The following is a 19,605-nucleotide window of genomic DNA, read 5'->3' on the forward strand; positions in this document are numbered from 1 at the left end:
GATATTATCGACATCTACTATTGCTAATGCATACTATTTCTTGAGGGCATTGCGGGCCACTGCGCGCCGCGGTGCCAGCGACAACGAGGTCGGGTACGCATTCCCTACTTCCAGGAGGATCGATGACTCTCGATAGCACCGTTCGTGACGACCACAAGGTCGCTGCCGCCCACCGGGCCATGTGGGCGCTGGGCGACTACGCGCTGATGGCCGAGGAGGTGATGGCCCCGCTTGGCCCAATCCTGGTCTCCGCCACGGGCATTGGGCCCGACGATATGGTGCTCGACGTGGCCGCCGGCTCGGGCAACATCTCGCTTCCGGCCGCCAGGGCTGGTGCGACCGTCGTTTCTTCCGACCTGACACCGCAACTGCTGCAGCGGTCCCACGAGCGAGCGGTCGCCGAGGGTCTGAAACTTCACTACCGCGAGGCCAACGCGCACGCGCTGCCGTTCGGCGACGGGGAGTTCGACGCAGTGGTCTCGGCGATCGGCGTGCAGTTCGCGCCGGATCATCAGCGCGCGGCCAGCGAGCTGGTCCGGGTCTGCCGGCCGGGCGGCAGGATCGGGCTGATCAGCTGGACCCGGGAGGGATTCTTCGGCCGGACGCTGGCCGCCATCCGCCCCTACCGGCCCAGCCTGTCGCCGTCGGTCCCCCCGGCCGCACTGTGGGGACGCGAGGGCTACGTCACCGGGCTGCTGGGCAATCAGGTCGACCACGTCACCACAGAGCGGCGCCTGCTCGAGGTGCGGCGGTTCGACAGCGCCGAGACCGTGCGCGACTACTTCAAGAATCACTACGGTCCGACGATCGAGGCCTACACGAACATCGGCCACAACCGGGTGTTGACCGCCGAGCTCGACGCCCAGCTGCTCGAGCTCGCGCAGGAGTACTGGGCCGACGGCGTCATGGGGTGGGAGTACCTGCTGCTCACCGCCGAGAAGCGCTGAGCGCGGCCGGCTACAAGTCGATTTCGAGCACCGCGTCGGGTTCGCCCCCGGCGGCGGTGAACGACGTCAACGCCCGCACCAGCCCGTGGCGTTCGGCCGCGGGCATCTTTTCGACGATGTTGGCGATTTCGGCGCGCCGGCAGGCGGTGACCCGGCGAACGACCTCGCGTCCGCGCTTGGTGAGCGCGGCCAGCAGCTCGCGCCGCGACGTGGGATGCGGGAGGCGGTCGATCAGGCCGGAGGCGACGAGCCGGTCGACCATGCGCCCGGTTGCGGACGGCTGCACGCCCAGCAGGCCGGCCAGCGTGGCCAGATTGATCGGCCCGCGGTTGGACAGGATCACCAGGGTGCGGAACTGCGCGATCGTGATGGTCTCGTCGACCTGCGCGATGGACCGCGCCGAGATTCCCACCAGCAGCCGGGAAGCCGTCAGCAAGGCATCGGTGATGACGTCCAATGACTCGTTGGCTTCCGTCGCGTTCTCCGCCATCAAGGGACCCCTTTCCTGGAGCCTTCTGCTGGCCCGTTGCGGGCTGAAAACTCAGAAGTGTACAGCGGCCCGCCAATGGACGTAGGCAGAGATTATTTCTTATGCATACTATCGCTGCCGGGCCGTGTCCCGCGCGGCGAGCCCAAGATTCCGCGCGCCACGCCCGAGGTTGCGGCTAGCCGATGTGCAGCGGGTCCATCTGCACTCGCACCGGATCGTGGGTTTGCCGCGCGCTGAGCACCGCGACGCCGTCCCGCAGGCTCGAGGCCAGCGCCAAACCCTGTTCCCGCGGGACCCGCACCAGCATCCTGGTCACCGGAACGCCCGGCGGGGTGGCGGCGGGCCGCCGGGCGCCCGGCGGCAGGTCCACCGGGCCGAGCAGCTCGGCGCCGTCGGGCAGGCGGGCCTCCTCGAGCAGGGTGGCCACCGCTTCGGTGCCGCCGTCGATGGCCGCCATGTGCACGCTGGGCGGCAGCCCGACCTCGGCGCGGGCCGTCAACTCCGCGTCCGCGTGACCGACGGGGTCCCAGCGGATCAGGGATTGCACTGTGGGAATTGAGGATTCGGCGATCACCGTCACCACACCGCCGTCGCCGCGGGCGCGAACCAAGGCGGCGGCGCTCATCCAGCGCCACAGCGCGTCCTCGGCGGCGCGCAGGTCTTGGCGGCCCAGCAGCGCCCAGGTGTCCAGCAGCAGCGCGGCCCCGTAACCGCCCTCGGCGCAGGGCTCGGCGCCCGGGGTGGCGACCACCAGGGCCGGGCGGGCGGCGACCTCGGCGACGATGGCGTCGCCTGCCGAGGTGACGACCGGCGTGCCGGCGAACGCGCGGCCGAGCTCTTCGGCGGTGCGCCGGGCCCCGACGACCACCGCGCGCACCGTATCCGATCCGCAGCGCGTGCAGCGCAGCGTCGGTTCGGCGCGGCCACACCACCGGCAGACCGCGCCCTGGGCGGGGCCGGCGTCCGGTAGCGACAGCGGCCCGGTGCAGTGCCGGCAGCGGGCGATGGTGCGGCAGCGCCCGCACGCCAGCGACGGGACATACCCGCGCCGCGGCACCTGCACGAGCACCGGCGCACCGGCCTCCAGCGACACGCGGGCGGCGCGCAGCGCGATGGAGGGCAGCCGTGCGGTGCGCGCCGCCGGGTCGCGTTCGTCGGCGTAGCCCGTGTCGTCCAGGGCCACCACCCGCGGCGTGCGGGCGCGCACCACCTCGCGGGTGGCGACGATGTCGTGGGCCCAGCCGCTGCGCACCAGCGCCTGGGCTTCGGCGGTCCGGGCGTAGCCGCCGATCAGCGCCGCGCACCGGGCCTGATGCGCCCGCAGCATCGCCACCTCCCTGGCGTGCGGGTAGGGCGCCCGCGGTTCGGCCAGGCTGTCGTCGGCGTCGGCCCACACCATGACCAACCCCAGGTCGCTCAGCGGCGCGAACACCGAACTGCGCGTGCCGATCACCAGCCGCGCCTGCCCCCGCAACGCGCCCAGCCACCGCCGGTAGCGCGCGGCCGGGCCCAGTCCCGCCGACAGCGCCACCACGCAGCCCTCGTCGATCCGGGCGATCGCGGCGTGGTGCAGCGCGTCCAGGTCGCGCTGATCCGGGACGATCGCCAACACCGCACGCCCCGCGCGGATGGTCTGCGCGGCGGCCTCGGCGAACCGGTCGGCCCACAGCTCACCCGGCAGCGCCTGCCACACCGCCCGCGCGGCGCGCGACTCGGCCAGGGCGGCCAGGAACTGCCCGCCGCGGTCGTAGAGCTCCCAACCCGCCGGGTCGACCGGCTCGGGCGGCGGCGCGACCGACGGCGGCGCCGCGGGCTCCCGCTCCACCCTGGCGTGCCGGGCCGGCACCGCCAGCCGCAACACGTCGGGCCGCGTCCCGGCGTAGCGCGCGGCCACCGCGTCGACGAGCCGCCCGATCTCCGGGCTCAGCACCGGTTCGGCGGAGACCACGCGGTCGAGCCAGCCCAGCTTGCCGACGTGATCGGTGTCGTGGCGTCGTTCCAGCACGAACGCGTCGACCAGCCTGCCGTGGAACCGGACCCGCACCCGCACGCCCGGCTGCGCGTCGTCGGACTGCTCGGCCGACACCAGGTAGTCGAACTCGCGATCCAGGTGCGGCACCGACAGCATCGGCAACACCCGGGCGATCGGCTCGACCTCGGCGGGCGTCCGCACGGCCGGGGTCACCGCGCCACCGAACGACGAACGACCTTGCTAATCAACACGTTTACCGCCCGGGCACACCGTAGCGGCGACCACCGACATTCAGGACGCTGCGGGCTCGGTGCCGTCGTGCACGGCCTCGGCACCGTCGGTTCTGCCGAAGAAGAACCCGGCCGTGATCAGGATTTGGGCGGCGGCGTAGAGCCACCAGATCGGTACCGCCAGCGCCTCGTTGACCAGGATGAACCGGCCGATGGCGATCATCGAGTCCGACAACGCGAAACATGCCGCTCCGGCGGCCGCCCAGGCCGTCGGCAACTTCGCCATGAACGCCGTGCACACCATGATGGTCAGCACCAGGAGGTAGGCCGTGACCGGAAGCTTGTCGGAGCCCAGGTGCGGCCAAAACCACACCAGCAGACCGAAAGCCGCCGCGCACATCAACACCACCGCGCCGATGCGCAGGCGCGACAGCTTGCCTTTGGCCGCCAGCGGCAGCAGCGCTCCGACGAAACACACGTGCGCCAACAGGAATGCGCCGAGCCCCGCCACGAACGACGGCGGCCACCACGGGACGGCCAGCAGGAAGTCCCCAGCGGCCGACAGCAGCAGCGCGGGCATCAGCCAGCGCCGCTCGCGGACGATGGGGTGTGCCACCGCGGCCACCGTCAGCAGGAATGCCATCAGGGCCTTGAACCCGGGCTGTAGGAACCAGTGTCCGGTCAGCTCCGCCCCCGGCGGCGAGCGCAGCGCGACCACCGTCAGGAAGATGCCGTAGGCGAGGCCGGCCCAGGCGGCCGCCACCCAGCCGCCGCTCACCAGGCGGGGTGCGTACGGTACTTCCATGCCCAGCTCTGACTCAGCCGACGACGAACGTTCGATCGACCCCATCCTGCTGAAGGTACTCGATGCGGTTCCGTTCCGGCTATCCACCAACGACGGCATCGACGCTGCGCGCCAGCGGTTTCGCGACCTGCCGCGCAAAACCCTGCACCCCGAGCTGCGCGTCGAGGACCGCGACATCCCGGGCCCAGCGGGCCCGCTGGGCATCAGGATCTATTGGCCGCCAACGGCTTCCACGGACAAGGCGCCCGTCGTCGTGTTCTTCCACGGCGGCGGCTTCGTCGTCGGCGACCTGGACACCCACGACGGCACCTGCCGCCAGCACTGCGTGGGGGCCGACGCGATCGTGGTGTCGGTGGATTATCGGTTGGCGCCCGAGCATCCCTACCCCGCCGCCGTCGAAGACGCTTGGGCCGCAACGCTGTGGGTTGCCGAGCACGCCGCCGAGATCGGCGCCGACCCCGCCCGGATCGCCGTCGCCGGGGACTCGGCGGGCGGCAACATCGCCGCGGTGATCGCCCAGCGGGCGCGGGATGACGCCGGCCCGCGGCTGGTGTTCCAGCTGCTGTGGTACCCGTCCACCCTGTGGGACTCGTCGCTGCCGTCCTTCACCGAGAACGCAGATGCGCCGATCCTGGACCTGAAAGCCGTGGGCGAGTTCTCACGTTGGTACGCAGGCGAAGTCGACCTGTCCAATCCCCCACCCGGAATGGCGCCCGGCCGGGCGGCGAACCTGGCCGACCTGCCGCCGGCGTATGTCGGGGTCGCCGGTCACGACCCGCTGCGCGACGACGGCGCGCGCTACGGCGAGCTGCTGGCTGCGGCCGGCACGCCGGCCGAGGTGCACAACGCGACGACGATGGTGCACGGCTACCTCGGCTACGCCGGGGTGGTCCCGGCCGCCACCGCGGGCATGGAACGCGGGCTCGCGGCGCTGCGAAATGCGCTGTACGGCTGAGCGTGAAGCGTACGGTGGACGGATGATTGAGCCGCCCCCCGCGCGACCAGACATCGATCCGACGTTCAAGGCGTTGCTGGATGCGGTCACCGTCACCTTCAACGCCGGCGAGGGTGTGGAGGTCGCACGCGCGCGGCTGCGGCAACTCGAGGTGCCCGCGGAGATGCTGCCCGCGATGCGCGTCGAGGATCGCACGATCGGCTACGGCGACCTCACCGACATCCCGATCCGAATCTACTGGCCTCCCAACGCCGATGAGCCCGCGCCGGTCGTCGTCTTCTACCACGGCGGCGGTTTCGCCCTGGGCGACCTGGATACCCATGAGCCCGTTGCCCGCTCGCACGCGATGGGCGCCGAGGCCATCGTCGTGTCCGTCGGCTACCGGCTGGCGCCCGAACATCCCTTTCCCGCGGGCATCAACGACGCCTGGGCCGCGCTGCAGTGGGTGGCCGAGCACGCCGCCGAGCTGGGCGGCGATCCGAACCGCCTCGCCGTCGCCGGCGACTCCGCGGGCGGCAACCTGGCGGCCGTGACGGCGCATCTGGCCAGCGAGACTGGCGGCCCCGCCCTGACGTTCCAGCTGCTGTGGTACCCAGTGACGACCGCCGACCTGTCGCTGCCGTCGATCATCGAGAACGCCGACGCGCCGGTCCTGGACCGCGAGGTGATCGACGCTTTCCTGGCCTGGTACCTGCCGGACATGGACATCAGCGACCCCACGTCGCTGCCGGCCACCCTCGCCCCGGCCAACGCCGCCGACTTCTCCGGGCTGCCGCCCGCGTACATCGGTACCGCAGAACACGATCCGCTGCGCGACGACGGGGCGCGCTACGCCGAGCTGCTCACCGCCGCAGGAGTGCCCGCCGAACTCAGCAACGAATCCACGATGGTGCACGGGTACGCCAGCTTCGCGCTGGTGATTCCCGCGGCCGCCGAGGCCACCGAGCGCGGCCTGCGGGCATTGCGCAAAGCGTTGCACCCCTAGGCTGGCCGCATGGCCAAGGAGTTTTCCCGCATCGACGAGTCGCTGCGCGAGTTCATCGGGCAGCAGGCCATGTTCTTCGTGGCCACCGCGCCCACCGAGGGTGGGCGAATCAACCTCTCCCCCAAGGGATATCGCGACACTTTCGCGGTGCTCGACGACCACACCGTGGCCTATCTCGACTTGTTCGGCAGCGGCGTCGAGACCATCGCGCACCTGCGTGACAACGGCCGGATCACGGTGATGTTCTGCTCGTTCAGCCGCAATTCCCGGATCCTGCGACTGTTCGGCACCGGCCGCGTCGTGCGACCCGACGACGTCGAATTCGCATGCGTGACAGCACATTTCGGTGATGGCCATCCCGGCACCCGGGCGGCCATCGTCATCGACGTCGAGCGGATCGCCGACGCGTGCGGATATGCGGTCCCGTATCTCGAACTCGTCGACGAACGCCCGGTGCTCGACAACGCGCATGCCAGGGCCACCGAAGAGAAGTTCGCGGGCCTGGCCGAGCGCAACCGGCGCAGCATCGACGGGCTGCCCGCGCTCGCACCCGATCACCCGGTGCCGTCCGCGGTGAAACGCTCCGGGACGCCGAGCGGCTAGATGGCCCGCTTGAGGTCGTCGACCTTGTTGAGCTGCTCCCACGGCAGTTCGACGTCGGTGCGGCCGAAGTGGCCGTACGCGGCGGTCTGCGCGTAGATCGGGCGCAGCAGGTCCAGATCGCGGATGATCGCGCCGGGCCGCAGGTCGAACACCTCGGGCACGATCTTCTCGATCTTGACCGGGTCGACCGTCGCGGTGCCGAACGTCTCGATGAACAGCCCGACCGGGGCGGCCTTGCCAATCGCGTAGGCGACCTGCACCTCGACCCGCTCCGCCAGTCCGGCGGCGACGATGTTCTTGGCCACCCAGCGCATCGCGTAGGCCGCCGACCGGTCCACCTTGGACGGATCCTTGCCCGAGAAGGCGCCGCCGCCATGGCGGGCCCAGCCGCCGTAGGTGTCGACGATGATCTTGCGTCCGGTCAGGCCGGCGTCGCCCATCGGGCCGCCGAGGACGAACTTGCCGGTCGGGTTGACCAGCACCCGCGTCGACGAGGAGTCCAGGGTGTCGTGGGCCAGCTCTTCGAGCACGGTCTTGAGCACGTGGCGCCGGATGTCGGGATCCAGCGTCTTTTCCAGGTCGATCCCGTCGGCGTGCTGCGTGGACACGACCACGGTGTCCAGCCGCACCGGGACGTTGTCCTCGTATTCGATGGTGACCTGGGTCTTGCCGTCCGGGCGCAGGTAGTCCAGCGTCCCGTTCTTGCGGACCTCGGTCAGCTTCCGCGACAGCCGGTGGGCCAGCGCGATGGGCAGCGGCATCCGCTCGGGGGTGTCGTTGATCGCGTAGCCGAACATCAGGCCCTGGTCGCCGGCACCCTGGGAGTCCAGCGGGTCGGCGGCGCCCTCGACGCGGCTTTCATGGGCGGTGTCCACACCCTGCGCAATGTCGGGCGACTGCGCCCCGATGCCGATGTTGACCCCGCAGGTGGCACCGTCGAAGCCCTTGTCGGAGTGGTCGTAGCCGATGTCGAGGATGCGGGCGCGCACGGTGTTGGTGATGTCGGCGAACGCCTCCTTGGCGGTCGTCGTCACCTCGCCCACCACGTGCACCTGGCCGGTCGTCACCAGCGTCTCGACCGCGACACGGGAGCGGGGGTCGTCCGCCAGAAGCGCGTCGAGCACCGAGTCGCTGATGGCATCACAGATCTTGTCGGGATGTCCCTCGGTCACCGACTCACTGGTAAACAGCCGACCCGTCTCGCTCACTCTTCGATCCTTCCATTCGTCCGAATGTTAGTTAGACAAATTATTTTAAGCGCATCTCGATCGCCGGACTCAGCCGGGCGTTCCCAAGAGTTTCTAACAGCCTTCCGAGCGGCACACCGGCGGGCCGCTATTCGCCGTCGCTGTTGAGGAACGTGACGATCGAGTCCACGATGCGGCTGGCCATCAGCGTCTTGGAGCCGTGCTGCAGCGCCGACTCGGTGCCGTCGGCGGCCAGCAGCCAGCCGTCGTTGTTGTCCACCTCGAACGCCCGGCCGTCGCCCACCGCGTTGACGACCAGCAGGTCACATCCCTTGCGCCGCAACTTCGCTCGCGCGTGGAAGAGCACGTCGCCGTTGGCGTCGCCGGTCTCGGCCGCGAAGCCCACGATGGCCCGCATGTTGGGCAGCTCGCCGTGGGTACGGGCGCGGACGGCGCCGGCCAGCACGTCGTCGTTGCGCACCAACTCGATCGTCGGCGGGACATCGGCGTCGCCTGCGCCCTTTTTTATCTTGGCGGCGGCAACCTGCGCGGGCCGGAAGTCGGCGACCGCCGCGGCCATCACCAGCACATCGGCCGCCGGGGCGTGCTTGGAGACGGCGTCGCCGAGTTGCTGCGCCGAGCTGATGTGCACCACCTCGACGCCGGCGGGGTCGATGAGCCCGACGGTGTGCCCCGCGATCAAGGTGACCTCGGCGCCGCGCTGGGCGGCGACGCGGGCGACGGCGTAGCCCTGCTTGCCGGAGCTGCGGTTGCCGATGAAGCGGACGGGATCGATGGGCTCGCGGGTGCCGCCCGCGGTGACCAGCACCTTGCGGCCGGCCAGGTCGTACGGCAGCGCGTCGTGGCGCTCCAGCAGCAGGTGCGCCAGCGTGGTGATCTCTTCGGCCTCGGGCAGCCGTCCTTTGCCGCTGTCCGTGCCGGTGAGCCGTCCGAATGCCGGTTCCAGCACCACAGCGCCCCGGCGCCGCAAAGTCGCCACGTTGTCGACGGTGGCGGGGTGTAACCACATCTCGGTGTGCATCGCCGGCGCGAACAGCACCGGGCACCGGGCCGTGAGCAGCGTCGCGGTCAGCAGATCGTCGGCGCGACCGTGCACCGCACGCGCCAGCAGATCCGCGGTGGCCGGCGCCACGACGACCAGGTCGGCCTGTTGGCCGAGGCGCACGTGCGGCACCTCGGGGACGTCGGTGAAGACGCCGGTGTGGACGGGTTGGCCGGACAAGGCCTCGAACGTGGCGGCGCCGACGAAGCGCAGCGCCGTATCGGTGGGGATGACGCGGACTTCATGGCCGGCCTCGGCGAGCTGGCGCACCACGGTGCACGCCTTGTAGGCGGCGATACCGCCCGAGACGCCGACGACGATGCGCTTGCGATCCATCTACGCCGCGCCTTCGCGGGAGGCCCCGTAGCGGCTCTCAGAGCTGGTCACAGCGCCCGGCCTGTCCTGTTACTCGCCCTCGGTGTGTTCGAGCAGGTCGGTGTGGATCTCGCGCATCGCGATGGACAGCGGCTTTTCCTGCAGCCCCGGTTCGACCAGCGGACCAACGTATTCGAGGATGCCCTCGCCCAGCTGGTTGTAGTAGTCGTTGATCTGCCTGGCCCGCTTCGCCGCGTAGATGACGAGGGCGTATTTACTCGAGACGCGGTCCAGCAGCTCGTCGATGGGCGGGTTGGTGATACCCAGTGGGGTGTCGTAGGTGCGTTGTCCGCCCGCGGAGGGATCGAACTGATCCATGGCGGGCAGGGCGGCGACCGACGCGTCGGACTGCGAATTACTCACTGAAGAATTTCTCCTGGCGCTTAGAGCGGTGCAAACGGCATGAACGTGGTGCTTGATTGGCGTCTGGCGAGGCGGCTCAGCCCGGGTCAGGCGCGTTTTCCACCAGCAAGGATACCAATTCTGCGCACGCAGACTCCAATTGACTGTTGACGACGACTTGGTCGAAGTCATTTTGAGCCGCCAATTCGATGCGGGCGGTGTCCAGCCGCCGGCGGATGGCTTCCTCGGTTTCGGTGCCGCGCCCGACGAGCCTGGCCTCCAGGTCTTCCCAGCTGGGCGGGGCCAGGAACACCGTGATGGCCTCGGGCATCGCGGTCTTGACGGCCCTGGCTCCGGCCAGGTCTACCTCGATGAGCACCGGTAACCCGGAAGCGGTGGCGGCCCGGACCGGCTCGGCCAGCGTGCCCGATCGTTGCAGCCCACCGTGGATTTCTGCCCACTCCAGCAGGTCACCGTCGTCGATGAGCTGCTGGAAGCGGGCGGGACTCACGAAGTGATAGTCGACACCGTCGACTTCGCCCGGCCGCGGCGCCCGCGTCGTGGCCGAGACGCTGAAGTGGAGGTTCGGGATCCGATCCCGCAGGCACCGAACCACCGTTGACTTGCCGACCGCGGAGGGACCGGACAGCACGACCACACGCCCTGGGCCGGTTGGCCCGGGGCGTGCCCCGTACTCGACGTCCGGTCCCTCACCGGAGCTCATTGTCGCTCCTGGGTCGGTACCCCACAGGCCATCCGGCCTGCATCGTCGCGGGGTTGGGTTAGGCGGTGCCGAACTTTTCCAGCAGCGCCTTGCGCTGCCGGTCGCCGAGACCGCGCAAACGGCGGGTCGGCGCGATTTCCAGTTCGGTCATGATTTCCTGTGCCTTGACCTTGCCCACCTTGGGCAGGGCCTCGAGCAACGCGGAAACCTTCATCTTGCCGAGGACTTCATCGCTTTCGGCGTCCTTGAGCACCTGCGTGAGGTTGGTGCCACCGCGCTTCAGCCGGTCCTTGAGCTCTGCTCGCGCTCGACGTGCGGCAGCCGCCTTCTCCAACGCGGCCGCGCGCTGCTCGTCGGTCAACTGGGGAAGGGCCACGATTCCTCCGTATCTGATCACTCATTTTGTCTCTGCCGGGACCTGGAGTCCCAGCGGAGACGACCGTACTCACGGTTCCTGACGAAATCTAACCCGACCCCCTGGTTAACGGCATAAATGCGCAGCTTGGACGCGCCGATTAGCGGCGACTGACACCGCACGCGCCATCGCTGAAAGCCGTCGCGAACGGCGCTCGGCGGTCGGCGAAACGTTCCTGGCACCAGCCACGAATGCGCCATCTACCTGGCCTTTTACCGGGGCGAGGGCGACGCGGCCGGGAGCACCTCCAACGGCCGCCGACGACCGTCACGGGTAGCCGCGAGGCCCGTGCCTCGGATCACGGATTTCTCGTGGCGTGTCGCGCGTGTCGCGCCGAAGGTCAGCGCATGTCGCTCGGCGCGCGGCGATTCTTTCGAAGTCGTTCGAAGGCGTCCGCGCCCGCGTTTGCACCGGCGGGAGCCCGAAAAACAGCCCCGAAATCGGCGCGGCTAGATCACTGAGAGGTACGAAACGGCGTCCAGCATCCGCTGGGCCCCGGCCCGCAGATCGGTCACGTCCGGTCCGGCGCGCAGCACTTCGCGCCCCACGGCGGGCAGCAGCTGCCCCGGCGCGGCCCCTCCCAGGCCCGCCAGCGCCTCAGGACGGCCGCCTTGGACGCCGACACCGGGGACCAGCACCGGGCCGCCCAGCGCGCTGACGTCGGGCGGCTCGAACACCGTCGCGCCCAGCACCACGCCGACATATCCTGGCCCATTCGGGGTGGCGGAGCGGTTGACCACCGCGGCCTGGTCGATGACCAGCTGGGACACCGTGCGGCCGTCGAAGGTGGCGCGCTGCACGGTCGAGCCCTCCGGGTTGGAGCTGGCCGCCACCACGAACACGCCCCGGTCGTGCGCGGCGGCTGCCTCCAGCAGCGGGCGCAGCGAGCCGAAGCCCAGGTACGGCGAGGCGGTCACGGCGTCGGCGGCCAGTGGCGAATCGCCGGCCCATGCGGTGGCGTAGGCCGCCATCGTCGAGCCGATGTCGCCCCGCTTGGCGTCGGCTAGCACCAGCACCCCGACGGAGCGCAGCGCGGCGATGGTGCGCTCCAGGACCGCGTACCCCGCCGAGCCGTACGCCTCGAAGAACGCCACCTGGGGTTTGACGACGGCGAAACCCGAGAACGCCTCGATGCAGGTGTCGCAGAACGCGGCCAGGCCGTCCGGGGTCACCGGCAGGTCCCAAGCCCGCAGCAGCTCGGGATGCGGGTCGATGCCCAGGCACAGCGGGCCGCGCTCCAGCTTCGCCGCGGCCAGCCGCGCGCCGAACCCAGTCATTTTCCGTTGCTCCCGTGCCCGATCTGGCTGTGCAGTTCCTGCAGCGATCGCACCCCGATCCCGCCGCGGATCCCGGCCTCGATGCCCTGCACCGCGGCCGACGCGCCCTGCACCGTCGTCACGCAGGGAATGTTGGCGGACACCGCGACCGAGCGGATCTCGTAGCCGTCGATGCGCGGCCCGGAGTTTCCGTAGGGCGTGTTGATCACCATGTCGACCTCGCCCGCCTTGATCGCCTCGACCGCGGAAACCGCCGGGCGCCCGGGCTGCGGCGGCTCGAAGTGCTTGCGCACCTCGTCGCAGGGAATCCCGTTGCGGCGCAACATCTCCGCCGTGCCTTCGGTAGCAAGGACGCGGAATCCCAAGTCGTACAGCCGTTTGACCGGGAACACCAGGGATCGCTTGTCGCGGTTGGCAACCGAGACGAACACGGTGCCCTCGGCCGGCAACGAGCCGTAGGCCGCGGTCTGGCTCTTGGCGAACGCGCTGCCGAAGTCGCGGTCGATGCCCATGACTTCGCCGGTCGACTTCATCTCCGGGCCGAGCAGCGAATCGATGGCCGCACCGTCAGCACGGCGGAACCGGTGGAACGGCAGCACCGCTTCTTTGACCGCGATCGGGGCGTTCTGGGCGGCGTTGGCACCGTCGCCGGTCGGCGCCAGCAGTCCCTCGTCGCGAAGCTGGGAAATGGTGGCGCCCAACATGACCCGGGCGCAGGCTTTCGCGAGCGGAATAGCGGTGGCCTTGGAGACGAACGGCACGGTGCGGCTGGCGCGCGGGTTGGCCTCCAAGACGTAGAGGACGTCGTCCTTGAGGGCGTACTGCACGTTGAGCAGGCCGATCACGCCGATGCCGTGCGCGATGGCCTCGGTCGCACGGCGCACCTTCTCGATGTCGCTGCGCCCCAGCGTGACCGGAGGCAGCGCGCAGGCCGAGTCGCCGGAGTGGATGCCGGCCTCCTCGATGTGCTCCATGATGCCGCCGATGTAGACCTCCGCGCCGTCGCACAGCGCGTCGACGTCGATCTCGACCGCGTCCTCGAGGAAGCGGTCCACCAGCACCGGGTGCTCCGGGGACAGCTCGGTGGCCCGGGAGATGTAGTCCTTGAGCGTCTCTTCGTCATAGACGATCTCCATGCCACGCCCGCCCAGCACATACGACGGGCGCACCAGCACCGGATACCCGATGTCGTCGGCGATCCGGCGGGCCTGCGCGAAAGTCGTTGCGGTGCCGTACTTTGGCGCCGGCAGTCCGGCGGTGCCGAGCAGGTCGCCGAAGGCGCCCCGGTCCTCGGCCAGGTCGATGGCCTCCGGCGGGGTACCCACGATCGGCACGCCGGCGTCGGCGAGACGCTGCGCCAGCCCCAGCGGTGTCTGCCCGCCGAGTTGCACGATGACGCCGACGACCCCGGGGCCGCCGAGCGCCGACTGCGCCTCGGCGCGGTAGACCTCGACGACGTCCTCGAACGTCAGCGGCTCGAAGTACAGCCGGTCGGCGGTGTCGTAGTCGGTCGAGACGGTCTCGGGGTTGCAATTGACCATCACGGTCTCAAAGCCGGCCTGGCTCAGCGTGGTTGCGGCGTGCACGCAGCTGTAGTCGAATTCGATGCCCTGACCGATGCGGTTCGGCCCCGACCCCAGGATCAGCACCTTGGGCCGCTCGGTCTGCGGGGCGACCTCGCTCTCTGCGGCGGGGTCGAGCTCGTAGCTGCTGTAGTGATACGGCGTCTTGGCCTCGAACTCCGCCGCGCAGGTGTCCACCGTCTTGTAGACCGGGTGGATGTCGAGCCGATCGCGCAGCGAGCGCACCCCGTCTTCGCCGGCCAATTCCGGTCGCAGTGCCGCGATCTGGCGGTCGGACAGGCCGCTGTGCTTGGCGTGGCGCAGCAGGTCGGCATCAAGGACGGGTGCACCGGACAATTCCGCCCGCAAGTTGATCAGCTCAGCGATCTGCGCGACGAACCAGGGGTCGACACCGCTGGCCTCGGCGACCCGTTCGACCGAGGCGCCTTGCCGCAGCGCCAGTTCGATGTCGTAGAGCCGGCCCTCGGTCGGGGTCTGCAGCCGGGTCAGCACCTCGTCGACGTCACCGTGCGGGTCCGGCTTCGTCCAGAAGCCGGCGCGGCTGGTCTCCAGCGACCGCATCACCTTGCCGAGCGCCTCGATGAAGTTGCGGCCCAGCGACATCGCCTCGCCGACGGACTTCATCGTGGTGGTCAGGGTCGGGTCGGCGCCGGGGAATTTCTCGAACGCGAACCGCGGCGCCTTGACCACGACGTAGTCCAGGGTGGGCTCGAAGCAGGCCGGGGTTACCTTGGTGATGTCGTTGACGATCTCGTCCAGCGTGTAGCCGATCGCCAGCTTGGCCGCGATCTTGGCGATCGGGAAGCCGGTGGCCTTGGAGGCCAATGCGCTGGAACGGGATACGCGCGGGTTCATCTCGATGACGATCAGCCGGCCGTCGGTCGGGTTGATCGCGAACTGAATGTTGCAGCCCCCGGTGTCGACGCCGACCTCGCGCAGGATCGCGATGCCCAGGTCGCGCATCCGCTGGTATTCCCGGTCGGTCAGCGTCATCGCCGGCGCGACCGTGACCGAGTCACCGGTGTGCACGCCCATCGGGTCGACGTTCTCGATCGAGCACACCACCACGACGTTGTCGTTGCCGTCGCGCATCAGCTCGAGCTCGAATTCCTTCCAGCCGTAGATCGATTCCTCGACCAGCACGTTGGCGCTGGGGCTGGCGGCCAGCCCGGCGCCGGCCATCCGGTCGACCTCCTCGACCGAGCGCGCCATGCCCGAGCCCAGCCCGCCCATCGTGAAGCTGGGCCGCACGACCACCGGCAGGCCGACCTCCTCGACCGTCTCGCGAACCTCGTCCATCGTGAAACACACTCGGCTGCGCGCGGATTCACCGCCGACCTTGGCGACGATGTCCTTGAACATCTGCCGGTCCTCGCCGCGCTGGATGGCGTCGAAGTCGGCGCCGATCAGCTCGACGCCGTGGCGTTCCAGCGCCCCGTTCTCGTACAGCGCGACCGCGGTGTTGAGCGCGGTCTGCCCGCCCAGGGTGGCCAGCAGCGCGTCGATCTTGTTGCCGCGCTCGGCCTGCTGGGCGATCACCTTCTCGACGAAGGAGGCGGTGATGGGTTCGATGTAGGTGTGGTCGGCGTACTCGGGGTCGGTCATGATGGTGGCCGGGTTGGAGTTGACCAGGCTCACTTGCAGGCCCTCGGCCCGCAGCACCCGGCAGGCCTGGGTGCCGGAGTAGTCGAACTCGCAGGCTTGTCCGATCACGATCGGCCCTGAGCCGATCACCAGCACGTGGTTCAGGTCGGTGCGGCGTGGCACTAGCGGCTCTCCCCTGCCATCAGGTCGACGAACTGGTCGAACAGGTACTCCGCGTCGTGTGGACCCGCGGCGGCCTCCGGGTGGTACTGCACCGAAAACGCCCGCCCGTCAGCGAGTTTGACGCCCTCGACCACCCCGTCGTTGGCGCAGGTGTGGCTGACGATCGCCGGACCGAACGGTGTGTCGAAGGACTGGCCCGCCTCCCCTTCCAGCGCGAAGCCGTGGTTCTGCGCGGTGACCGCGACGCGGCCGGTGGCGTGGTCGATGACCGGGATGTTGATGCCGCGGTGGCCGAAGACCATCTTGTAGGTGGACAGCCCCAGCGCGCGGCCCAGGATCTGATTGCCGAAACAGATCCCGAACAACGGGATTCCGGCGCCCAGCACCTCGCGGGTGAGCGCGACGACGTGGTCGGCGGTAGCGGGGTCGCCGGGACCGTTGGACAAGAACACGCCGTCCGGCTTGAGGTCGGCGATCTGGGAGAAAGTCGCCCCCGCCGGCAGCACGTGGCTGCGAATCCCGCGGCGCGCGAAGTTGCGCGGCGTGTTGGTCTTGATGCCCAGGTCCAGGGCGGCAACGGTAAACCGTTGTGTGCCTTCAGGTTCCACGGTGTAGGCGCGGGGGGTGCTGACCTCGCCGGCCAGGTCGGCGCCCAACATCGACCGCTGGTCGCGCACCCGCTCGATCAGCTCGCTCGGCTCGGCCAGGGCAGCACCGGAGAACACCCCGGCCTTCATCGACCCGCGGCTGCGCAGGTGCCGCACCAGCGCGCGGGTGTCGATGCCGGCGATGCCGACGATGTCCTGGCGGACCAGCTCGTCCTCCAGCGTCCCGGTCGCGCGCCAGTTCGAGGGCCGCGGCGACGGATCGCGCACCGCGTAGCCGGCGACCCAGATCTTGTCGCCCCGGCTCTCGGAGTCCTCGGAGTTCCAACCGGTGTTGCCGATCTGCGGGGCGGTGGCCACCACGATCTGGCGGTGATAGCTGGGATCGGTCAGCGTCTCCTGGTAGCCCGACATGGCGGTGGAGAACACCGCTTCCCCGAGCGTCTGGCCGATCTTGCCGAACGGCGTGCCGGTGAAGACGCGGCCGTCCTCAAGTACCAGTTGCGCTTTCACGCGGCCTCCTCGACCCAGCCGTCGTATTCGTCTCGACTGCTCGCCCGGAAGCCCGTGTCGATCTCGACGCCGGACGGCAGCCGCCATCGGATGGCCAGTATTCCATTGCGGGCGGCGACCTTTCCGGCCATATGCCGCTCAGTGCGCACTTCGGCGATCGAGTCCTGCGGGATCCAAATCGGTTTTGCCCGGATGCGTTGCAGCAGAATGCCTTCCGGATAGCGGCTCAACACTGCCTTGCTCCGGTAGCCGAGGTCGCCCGCGGTGATCCGCTCGGTCCACTCCGTGCCAAGCGTGCAGCCCACGTATACCCCGCGCAGGGTGGTGATGACCGCGCCCACCTCGACCGGCACGTCGGGCAGGGTGCCGATCAGCTCCTCCTGCCGCGCCGCGCGCCGGCGCCAGCCGACCATCATCAACTGGATCACGATGGTCACCACCACCACCAGTACGGCCGCGAAGATCAACGACCCGACCAGTGTGCCCGAATTCATGCGGGGCTCTTCCCGTCGCGCGCGGTGATCTTTCCGCGCAGCAGCGTCGCGGTCACGGTGGCGGGCAACGTCATCGACTCATACGGCGTGTTGGCCGACCGGCTGGCCAGCCCGGGCCCCTCCACGGTCCAGGTGGCGTCGGGGTCGACCACGGTCAGGTTGGCCGGCTCCCCCACCTCCAGCGGGCGGCCCTGGTCGGGCAATCCCACGATGCGCGCGGGGTTTTCACTCATCACGCGGGCGACGTCGCGCCAGGTCAACAGCCCCGGCTCGACCATGGTCTGCACCACCACCGACAGCGCGGTCTGCAAGCCCAGCATGCCGGGACGGGCCGCGGAGAACTCGACACATTTCTCGTGCTCGGCGTGCGGGGCATGGTCGGTGGCCACGCAGTCGATCACCCCATCGGCCAGCGCCTGGCGCAACGCGATGGCGTCGGTGGCCTCCCGCAGCGGCGGGTTGACCCGGTTGACCCCGTCGTAGCTGGTCAGCCGGGCGTCGTCGAGCAGCAGGTGATGCGGGGTGACCTCGGCCGTGATCGAAATTCCTTGCTCCTTAGCCCATTTCACCAGCTCCACCGTGCCCGCCGTGGACGCGTGGCAGATGTGCACGCGGGCGCCGGCGTCGCGGGCCAGCAGCGCGTCGCGGGCCACGATCGACTCCTCGGCCGCTCGCGGCCATCCCGCGAGCCCCAGCCTGGCGGCCGCGGGCCCTTCGTGGGCGACCGCCCCGACGGTCAGCCTTGGCTCCTCGGCGTGCTGGGCGATGAGCACGCCCAGCCCGGTGGCGTACTCCAGCGCGCGGCGCATCACCAGCGGGTCGTGCACGCAGATGCCGTCGTCGGAGAACATTCGCACCTGCGCGGCGCCGCGAGCCATCATGCCCATCTCGGTGAGCTCGGTGCCGGCCAGCCCGACGGTGACCGCGCCGACGGGGTGCACGTCGACCAGTCCGACCTGCTGGCCGCGGTGCCACACGTGGTCGGTGACCACCGGGCTGTCGGCGACCGGGGTGGTGTTGGCCATCGCGAACACGGCGGTATAGCCACCCAAAGCCGCTGCGGCCGAACCTGTTTCGATGTCCTCGGCGTATTCACGGCCGGGCTCGCGCAGGTGGGTATGCAGGTCGACGAATCCGGGCAGCAACACCTGGCCCGTCGCGTCGATCACGTCTACGTCTTTTTCGAGGCCGCCGGCCTGGTCCAGCCCGGCGCCGATCTGCGCGATCTGGCCGTCATCGATCAGCACGTCGACGCGATCACCCTCGCCGTACAACCGCACCCCGCGGAGCAGGACACTCATGCCGCACCCTCTTCTCCGGGCGATTCCGTTTTGGTAGGTGATTCCGCGCCGACCAGCACGTGGAACAGCACCGCCATCCGCACGTGGACACCATTGGAAACCTGTTGCAGCACCGCCGATTGCGACGAGTCGGCCACCGAGGACGAGATCTCCATGCCGCGCAGCATCGGGCCGGGGTGCAGCACCACGGCGTGGCCGGGCAGCATCGCCTGGCGGCGATCCGACAGCCCGTACAGCGACGAATATTCGCGCACCGACGGGAAGAAGCCGCCGTTCATCCGCTCCGCCTGCACGCGCAGCATCAGCACGCCGTCGGCGGCGGGCAGCTCGGCATCGAAGTCGTTGGATACCGTCACCGGCCAGTCCTGCACCCCGACCGGCAGCAGCGTCGGCGGCGCCACCAGCACCACCTCGGCGCCCAGGGTGCTCAGCAGCATGACGTTGGACCGGGCCACCCGGCTGTGCAGGATGTCGCCCACGATCACGATGCGCCGGCCCTCGATCCCGCCGAGCCGCTGCCGAATGGTCAGGGCGTCCAGCAGGGCCTGGGTCGGGTGCTCGTGCGTGCCGTCGCCGGCGTTGATCACCGACGGCCCGTCGTCGTTGGTGCCGGTCCAGTCGGCCAGCAGGTGCGCGGCCCCCGACGCCGGGTGGCGGATGATCAGGGCGTCGGCGCCGGCGGCCCGCAGGGTGAACGCGGTGTCGCGCAGCGACTCCCCCTTGCCCACCGACGATCCCGACGCGCTGACGTTGATCACGTCGGCGCTCATCCACTTGCCGGCGACCTCGAACGAGACCCGGGTGCGCGTCGAGTTCTCGTAGAACATCGTGACGATGGTGCGGCCGCGCAGCGTCGGCAGCTTCTTGACCTCGCGGCCCACCAGCGCCTGCGCGAACCGGTCGGCGTCGTCGAGGATGGCGGTGGCGTCGTCGCGGCTCAGATCGCCTGCGGCCAACAGGTGTCTGGTCATT

18 protein-coding genes are annotated in these 19,605 nt (G+C 69.8%); 4 read left to right on the plus strand and 14 right to left on the minus strand.

What is annotated here, in order from left to right; all coding sequences use genetic code 11:
* The first annotated feature begins 122 nt into the window (after positions 1-122).
* Positions 123-947, plus strand: coding sequence for a class I SAM-dependent methyltransferase (locus tag MRAB57_RS25180; RefSeq protein WP_077089767.1), 825 nt, complete (start codon positions 123-125; stop codon positions 945-947).
* Between the two features lie 10 nt (positions 948-957).
* Here MRAB57_RS25180 and MRAB57_RS25185 read toward each other — a convergent pair whose 3' ends face one another.
* From MRAB57_RS25185 to MRAB57_RS25195, 3 genes are all read right to left on the minus strand, one after another.
* The gene (locus MRAB57_RS25185) at positions 958-1,437 is read right to left on the minus strand and encodes a MarR family winged helix-turn-helix transcriptional regulator (protein ID WP_077089768.1); all 480 of its coding nucleotides are present in this window, start codon (positions 1,435-1,437) and stop codon (positions 958-960) included.
* A gap of 175 nt (positions 1,438-1,612) precedes the next feature.
* Entirely contained in the window at positions 1,613-3,565 is a 1,953-nt protein-coding gene (locus MRAB57_RS25190) for a primosomal protein N' (RefSeq protein ID WP_077090845.1), read from the minus strand.
* A 135-nt stretch (positions 3,566-3,700) separates the two neighbouring features.
* A complete protein-coding gene (locus tag MRAB57_RS25195; RefSeq protein ID WP_077089769.1) occupies positions 3,701-4,444 on the minus strand; it encodes a lysoplasmalogenase in 744 nt (247 codons plus the stop codon).
* Between MRAB57_RS25195 and MRAB57_RS25200 the strand changes: the two genes are divergently transcribed.
* The 3 genes from MRAB57_RS25200 to MRAB57_RS25210 are packed head-to-tail and all read left to right on the plus strand — an operon-like array spanning position 4,443 to position 6,987.
* A complete protein-coding gene (locus tag MRAB57_RS25200) occupies positions 4,443-5,399 on the plus strand; it encodes an alpha/beta hydrolase (protein ID WP_077089770.1) in 957 nt (318 codons plus the stop codon). The two genes, MRAB57_RS25195 and MRAB57_RS25200, sit on opposite strands and share 2 nt — an antisense overlap.
* 22 nt (positions 5,400-5,421) lie before the next feature.
* Entirely contained in the window at positions 5,422-6,384 is a 963-nt protein-coding gene (locus tag MRAB57_RS25205; protein WP_077089771.1) for an alpha/beta hydrolase, read from the plus strand.
* Between the two features lie 9 nt (positions 6,385-6,393).
* Positions 6,394-6,987: a pyridoxamine 5'-phosphate oxidase family protein gene (locus MRAB57_RS25210; protein WP_077089772.1), complete on the plus strand. Its 594-nt coding sequence runs from the start codon at positions 6,394-6,396 to the stop codon at positions 6,985-6,987.
* On the opposite strand, the gene metK is transcribed toward MRAB57_RS25210, so the two are convergent.
* The 11 genes from metK to MRAB57_RS25265 all read right to left on the minus strand — a co-directional run bounded on the left by metK (position 6,984) and on the right by MRAB57_RS25265 (position 19,604).
* Complete coding sequence (gene metK / locus MRAB57_RS25215; protein WP_077089773.1) at positions 6,984-8,195, minus strand: methionine adenosyltransferase; 1,212 nt, start codon at positions 8,193-8,195, stop codon at positions 6,984-6,986. The two genes, MRAB57_RS25210 and metK, sit on opposite strands and share 4 nt — an antisense overlap.
* A gap of 127 nt (positions 8,196-8,322) precedes the next feature.
* Positions 8,323-9,573: a bifunctional phosphopantothenoylcysteine decarboxylase/phosphopantothenate--cysteine ligase CoaBC gene (gene coaBC, locus MRAB57_RS25220; protein ID WP_077089774.1), complete on the minus strand. Its 1,251-nt coding sequence runs from the start codon at positions 9,571-9,573 to the stop codon at positions 8,323-8,325.
* Between the two features lie 69 nt (positions 9,574-9,642).
* On the minus strand, positions 9,643-9,975 hold the full coding sequence (rpoZ, locus tag MRAB57_RS25225) for a DNA-directed RNA polymerase subunit omega (RefSeq protein ID WP_077089775.1): 333 nt from the start codon (positions 9,973-9,975) through the stop codon (positions 9,643-9,645).
* Between the two features lie 76 nt (positions 9,976-10,051).
* A complete protein-coding gene (gene gmk / locus MRAB57_RS25230; protein ID WP_077089776.1) occupies positions 10,052-10,678 on the minus strand; it encodes a guanylate kinase in 627 nt (208 codons plus the stop codon).
* 58 nt (positions 10,679-10,736) lie between these two features.
* Positions 10,737-11,054: an integration host factor, actinobacterial type gene (mihF, locus tag MRAB57_RS25235; RefSeq protein WP_077090846.1), complete on the minus strand. Its 318-nt coding sequence runs from the start codon at positions 11,052-11,054 to the stop codon at positions 10,737-10,739.
* A gap of 488 nt (positions 11,055-11,542) precedes the next feature.
* Positions 11,543-12,370 carry an orotidine-5'-phosphate decarboxylase gene (pyrF, locus tag MRAB57_RS25240; protein WP_077089777.1) on the minus strand — a complete coding sequence of 276 codons (828 nt, stop codon included), beginning with the start codon at positions 12,368-12,370 and terminating at the stop codon, positions 11,543-11,545.
* Positions 12,367-15,720, minus strand: a complete 3,354-nt coding sequence (carB, locus tag MRAB57_RS25245; protein WP_077089778.1) for a carbamoyl-phosphate synthase large subunit — start codon at positions 15,718-15,720, stop codon at positions 12,367-12,369. The genes pyrF and carB overlap by 4 nt, the downstream gene beginning before the upstream one ends.
* A complete protein-coding gene (gene carA, locus MRAB57_RS25250) occupies positions 15,720-16,838 on the minus strand; it encodes a glutamine-hydrolyzing carbamoyl-phosphate synthase small subunit (protein WP_108637998.1) in 1,119 nt (372 codons plus the stop codon). The genes carB and carA overlap by 1 nt, the downstream gene beginning before the upstream one ends.
* The gene (locus MRAB57_RS25255) at positions 16,835-17,332 is read right to left on the minus strand and encodes a PH-like domain-containing protein (RefSeq protein WP_077089779.1); all 498 of its coding nucleotides are present in this window, start codon (positions 17,330-17,332) and stop codon (positions 16,835-16,837) included. The genes carA and MRAB57_RS25255 overlap by 4 nt, the downstream gene beginning before the upstream one ends.
* On the minus strand, positions 17,329-18,633 hold the full coding sequence (locus tag MRAB57_RS25260) for a dihydroorotase (RefSeq protein WP_077089780.1): 1,305 nt from the start codon (positions 18,631-18,633) through the stop codon (positions 17,329-17,331). Before MRAB57_RS25260 ends, MRAB57_RS25255 begins: the two co-directional genes overlap by 4 nt.
* Entirely contained in the window at positions 18,630-19,604 is a 975-nt protein-coding gene (locus tag MRAB57_RS25265; RefSeq protein ID WP_077089781.1) for an aspartate carbamoyltransferase catalytic subunit, read from the minus strand. Before MRAB57_RS25265 ends, MRAB57_RS25260 begins: the two co-directional genes overlap by 4 nt.
* Between the last annotated feature and the right edge of the window lies 1 nt (position 19,605).

It is taken from the genome of Mycobacterium rhizamassiliense, assembly GCF_900157375.1.
Lineage (GTDB): Bacteria > Actinomycetota > Actinomycetes > Mycobacteriales > Mycobacteriaceae > Mycobacterium > Mycobacterium rhizamassiliense.

Bases quoted from the DNA above. Each gene is read 5' to 3' on its own strand.
- MRAB57_RS25200 (WP_077089770.1), top strand. From the start codon at position 4,443: ATGCCCAGCTCTGACTCAGCCGACGACGAACGTTCGATCGACCCCATC.
- MRAB57_RS25265 (WP_077089781.1), bottom strand. From the start codon at position 19,604: ATGACCAGACACCTGTTGGCCGCAGGCGATCTGAGCCGCGACGACGCC.
- MRAB57_RS25260 (WP_077089780.1), bottom strand. From the start codon at position 18,633: ATGAGTGTCCTGCTCCGCGGGGTGCGGTTGTACGGCGAGGGTGATCGC.
- coaBC (WP_077089774.1), bottom strand. From the start codon at position 9,573: ATGGATCGCAAGCGCATCGTCGTCGGCGTCTCGGGCGGTATCGCCGCC.
- MRAB57_RS25190 (WP_077090845.1), bottom strand. From the start codon at position 3,565: ATGCTGTCGGTGCCGCACCTGGATCGCGAGTTCGACTACCTGGTGTCG.
- MRAB57_RS25195 (WP_077089769.1), bottom strand. From the start codon at position 4,444: ATGGAAGTACCGTACGCACCCCGCCTGGTGAGCGGCGGCTGGGTGGCG.
- MRAB57_RS25180 (WP_077089767.1), top strand. From the start codon at position 123: ATGACTCTCGATAGCACCGTTCGTGACGACCACAAGGTCGCTGCCGCC.
- pyrF (WP_077089777.1), bottom strand. From the start codon at position 12,370: ATGACTGGGTTCGGCGCGCGGCTGGCCGCGGCGAAGCTGGAGCGCGGC.
- MRAB57_RS25185 (WP_077089768.1), bottom strand. From the start codon at position 1,437: ATGGCGGAGAACGCGACGGAAGCCAACGAGTCATTGGACGTCATCACC.
- gmk (WP_077089776.1), bottom strand. From the start codon at position 10,678: ATGAGCTCCGGTGAGGGACCGGACGTCGAGTACGGGGCACGCCCCGGG.
- MRAB57_RS25205 (WP_077089771.1), top strand. From the start codon at position 5,422: ATGATTGAGCCGCCCCCCGCGCGACCAGACATCGATCCGACGTTCAAG.
- MRAB57_RS25255 (WP_077089779.1), bottom strand. From the start codon at position 17,332: ATGAATTCGGGCACACTGGTCGGGTCGTTGATCTTCGCGGCCGTACTG.
- MRAB57_RS25210 (WP_077089772.1), top strand. From the start codon at position 6,394: ATGGCCAAGGAGTTTTCCCGCATCGACGAGTCGCTGCGCGAGTTCATC.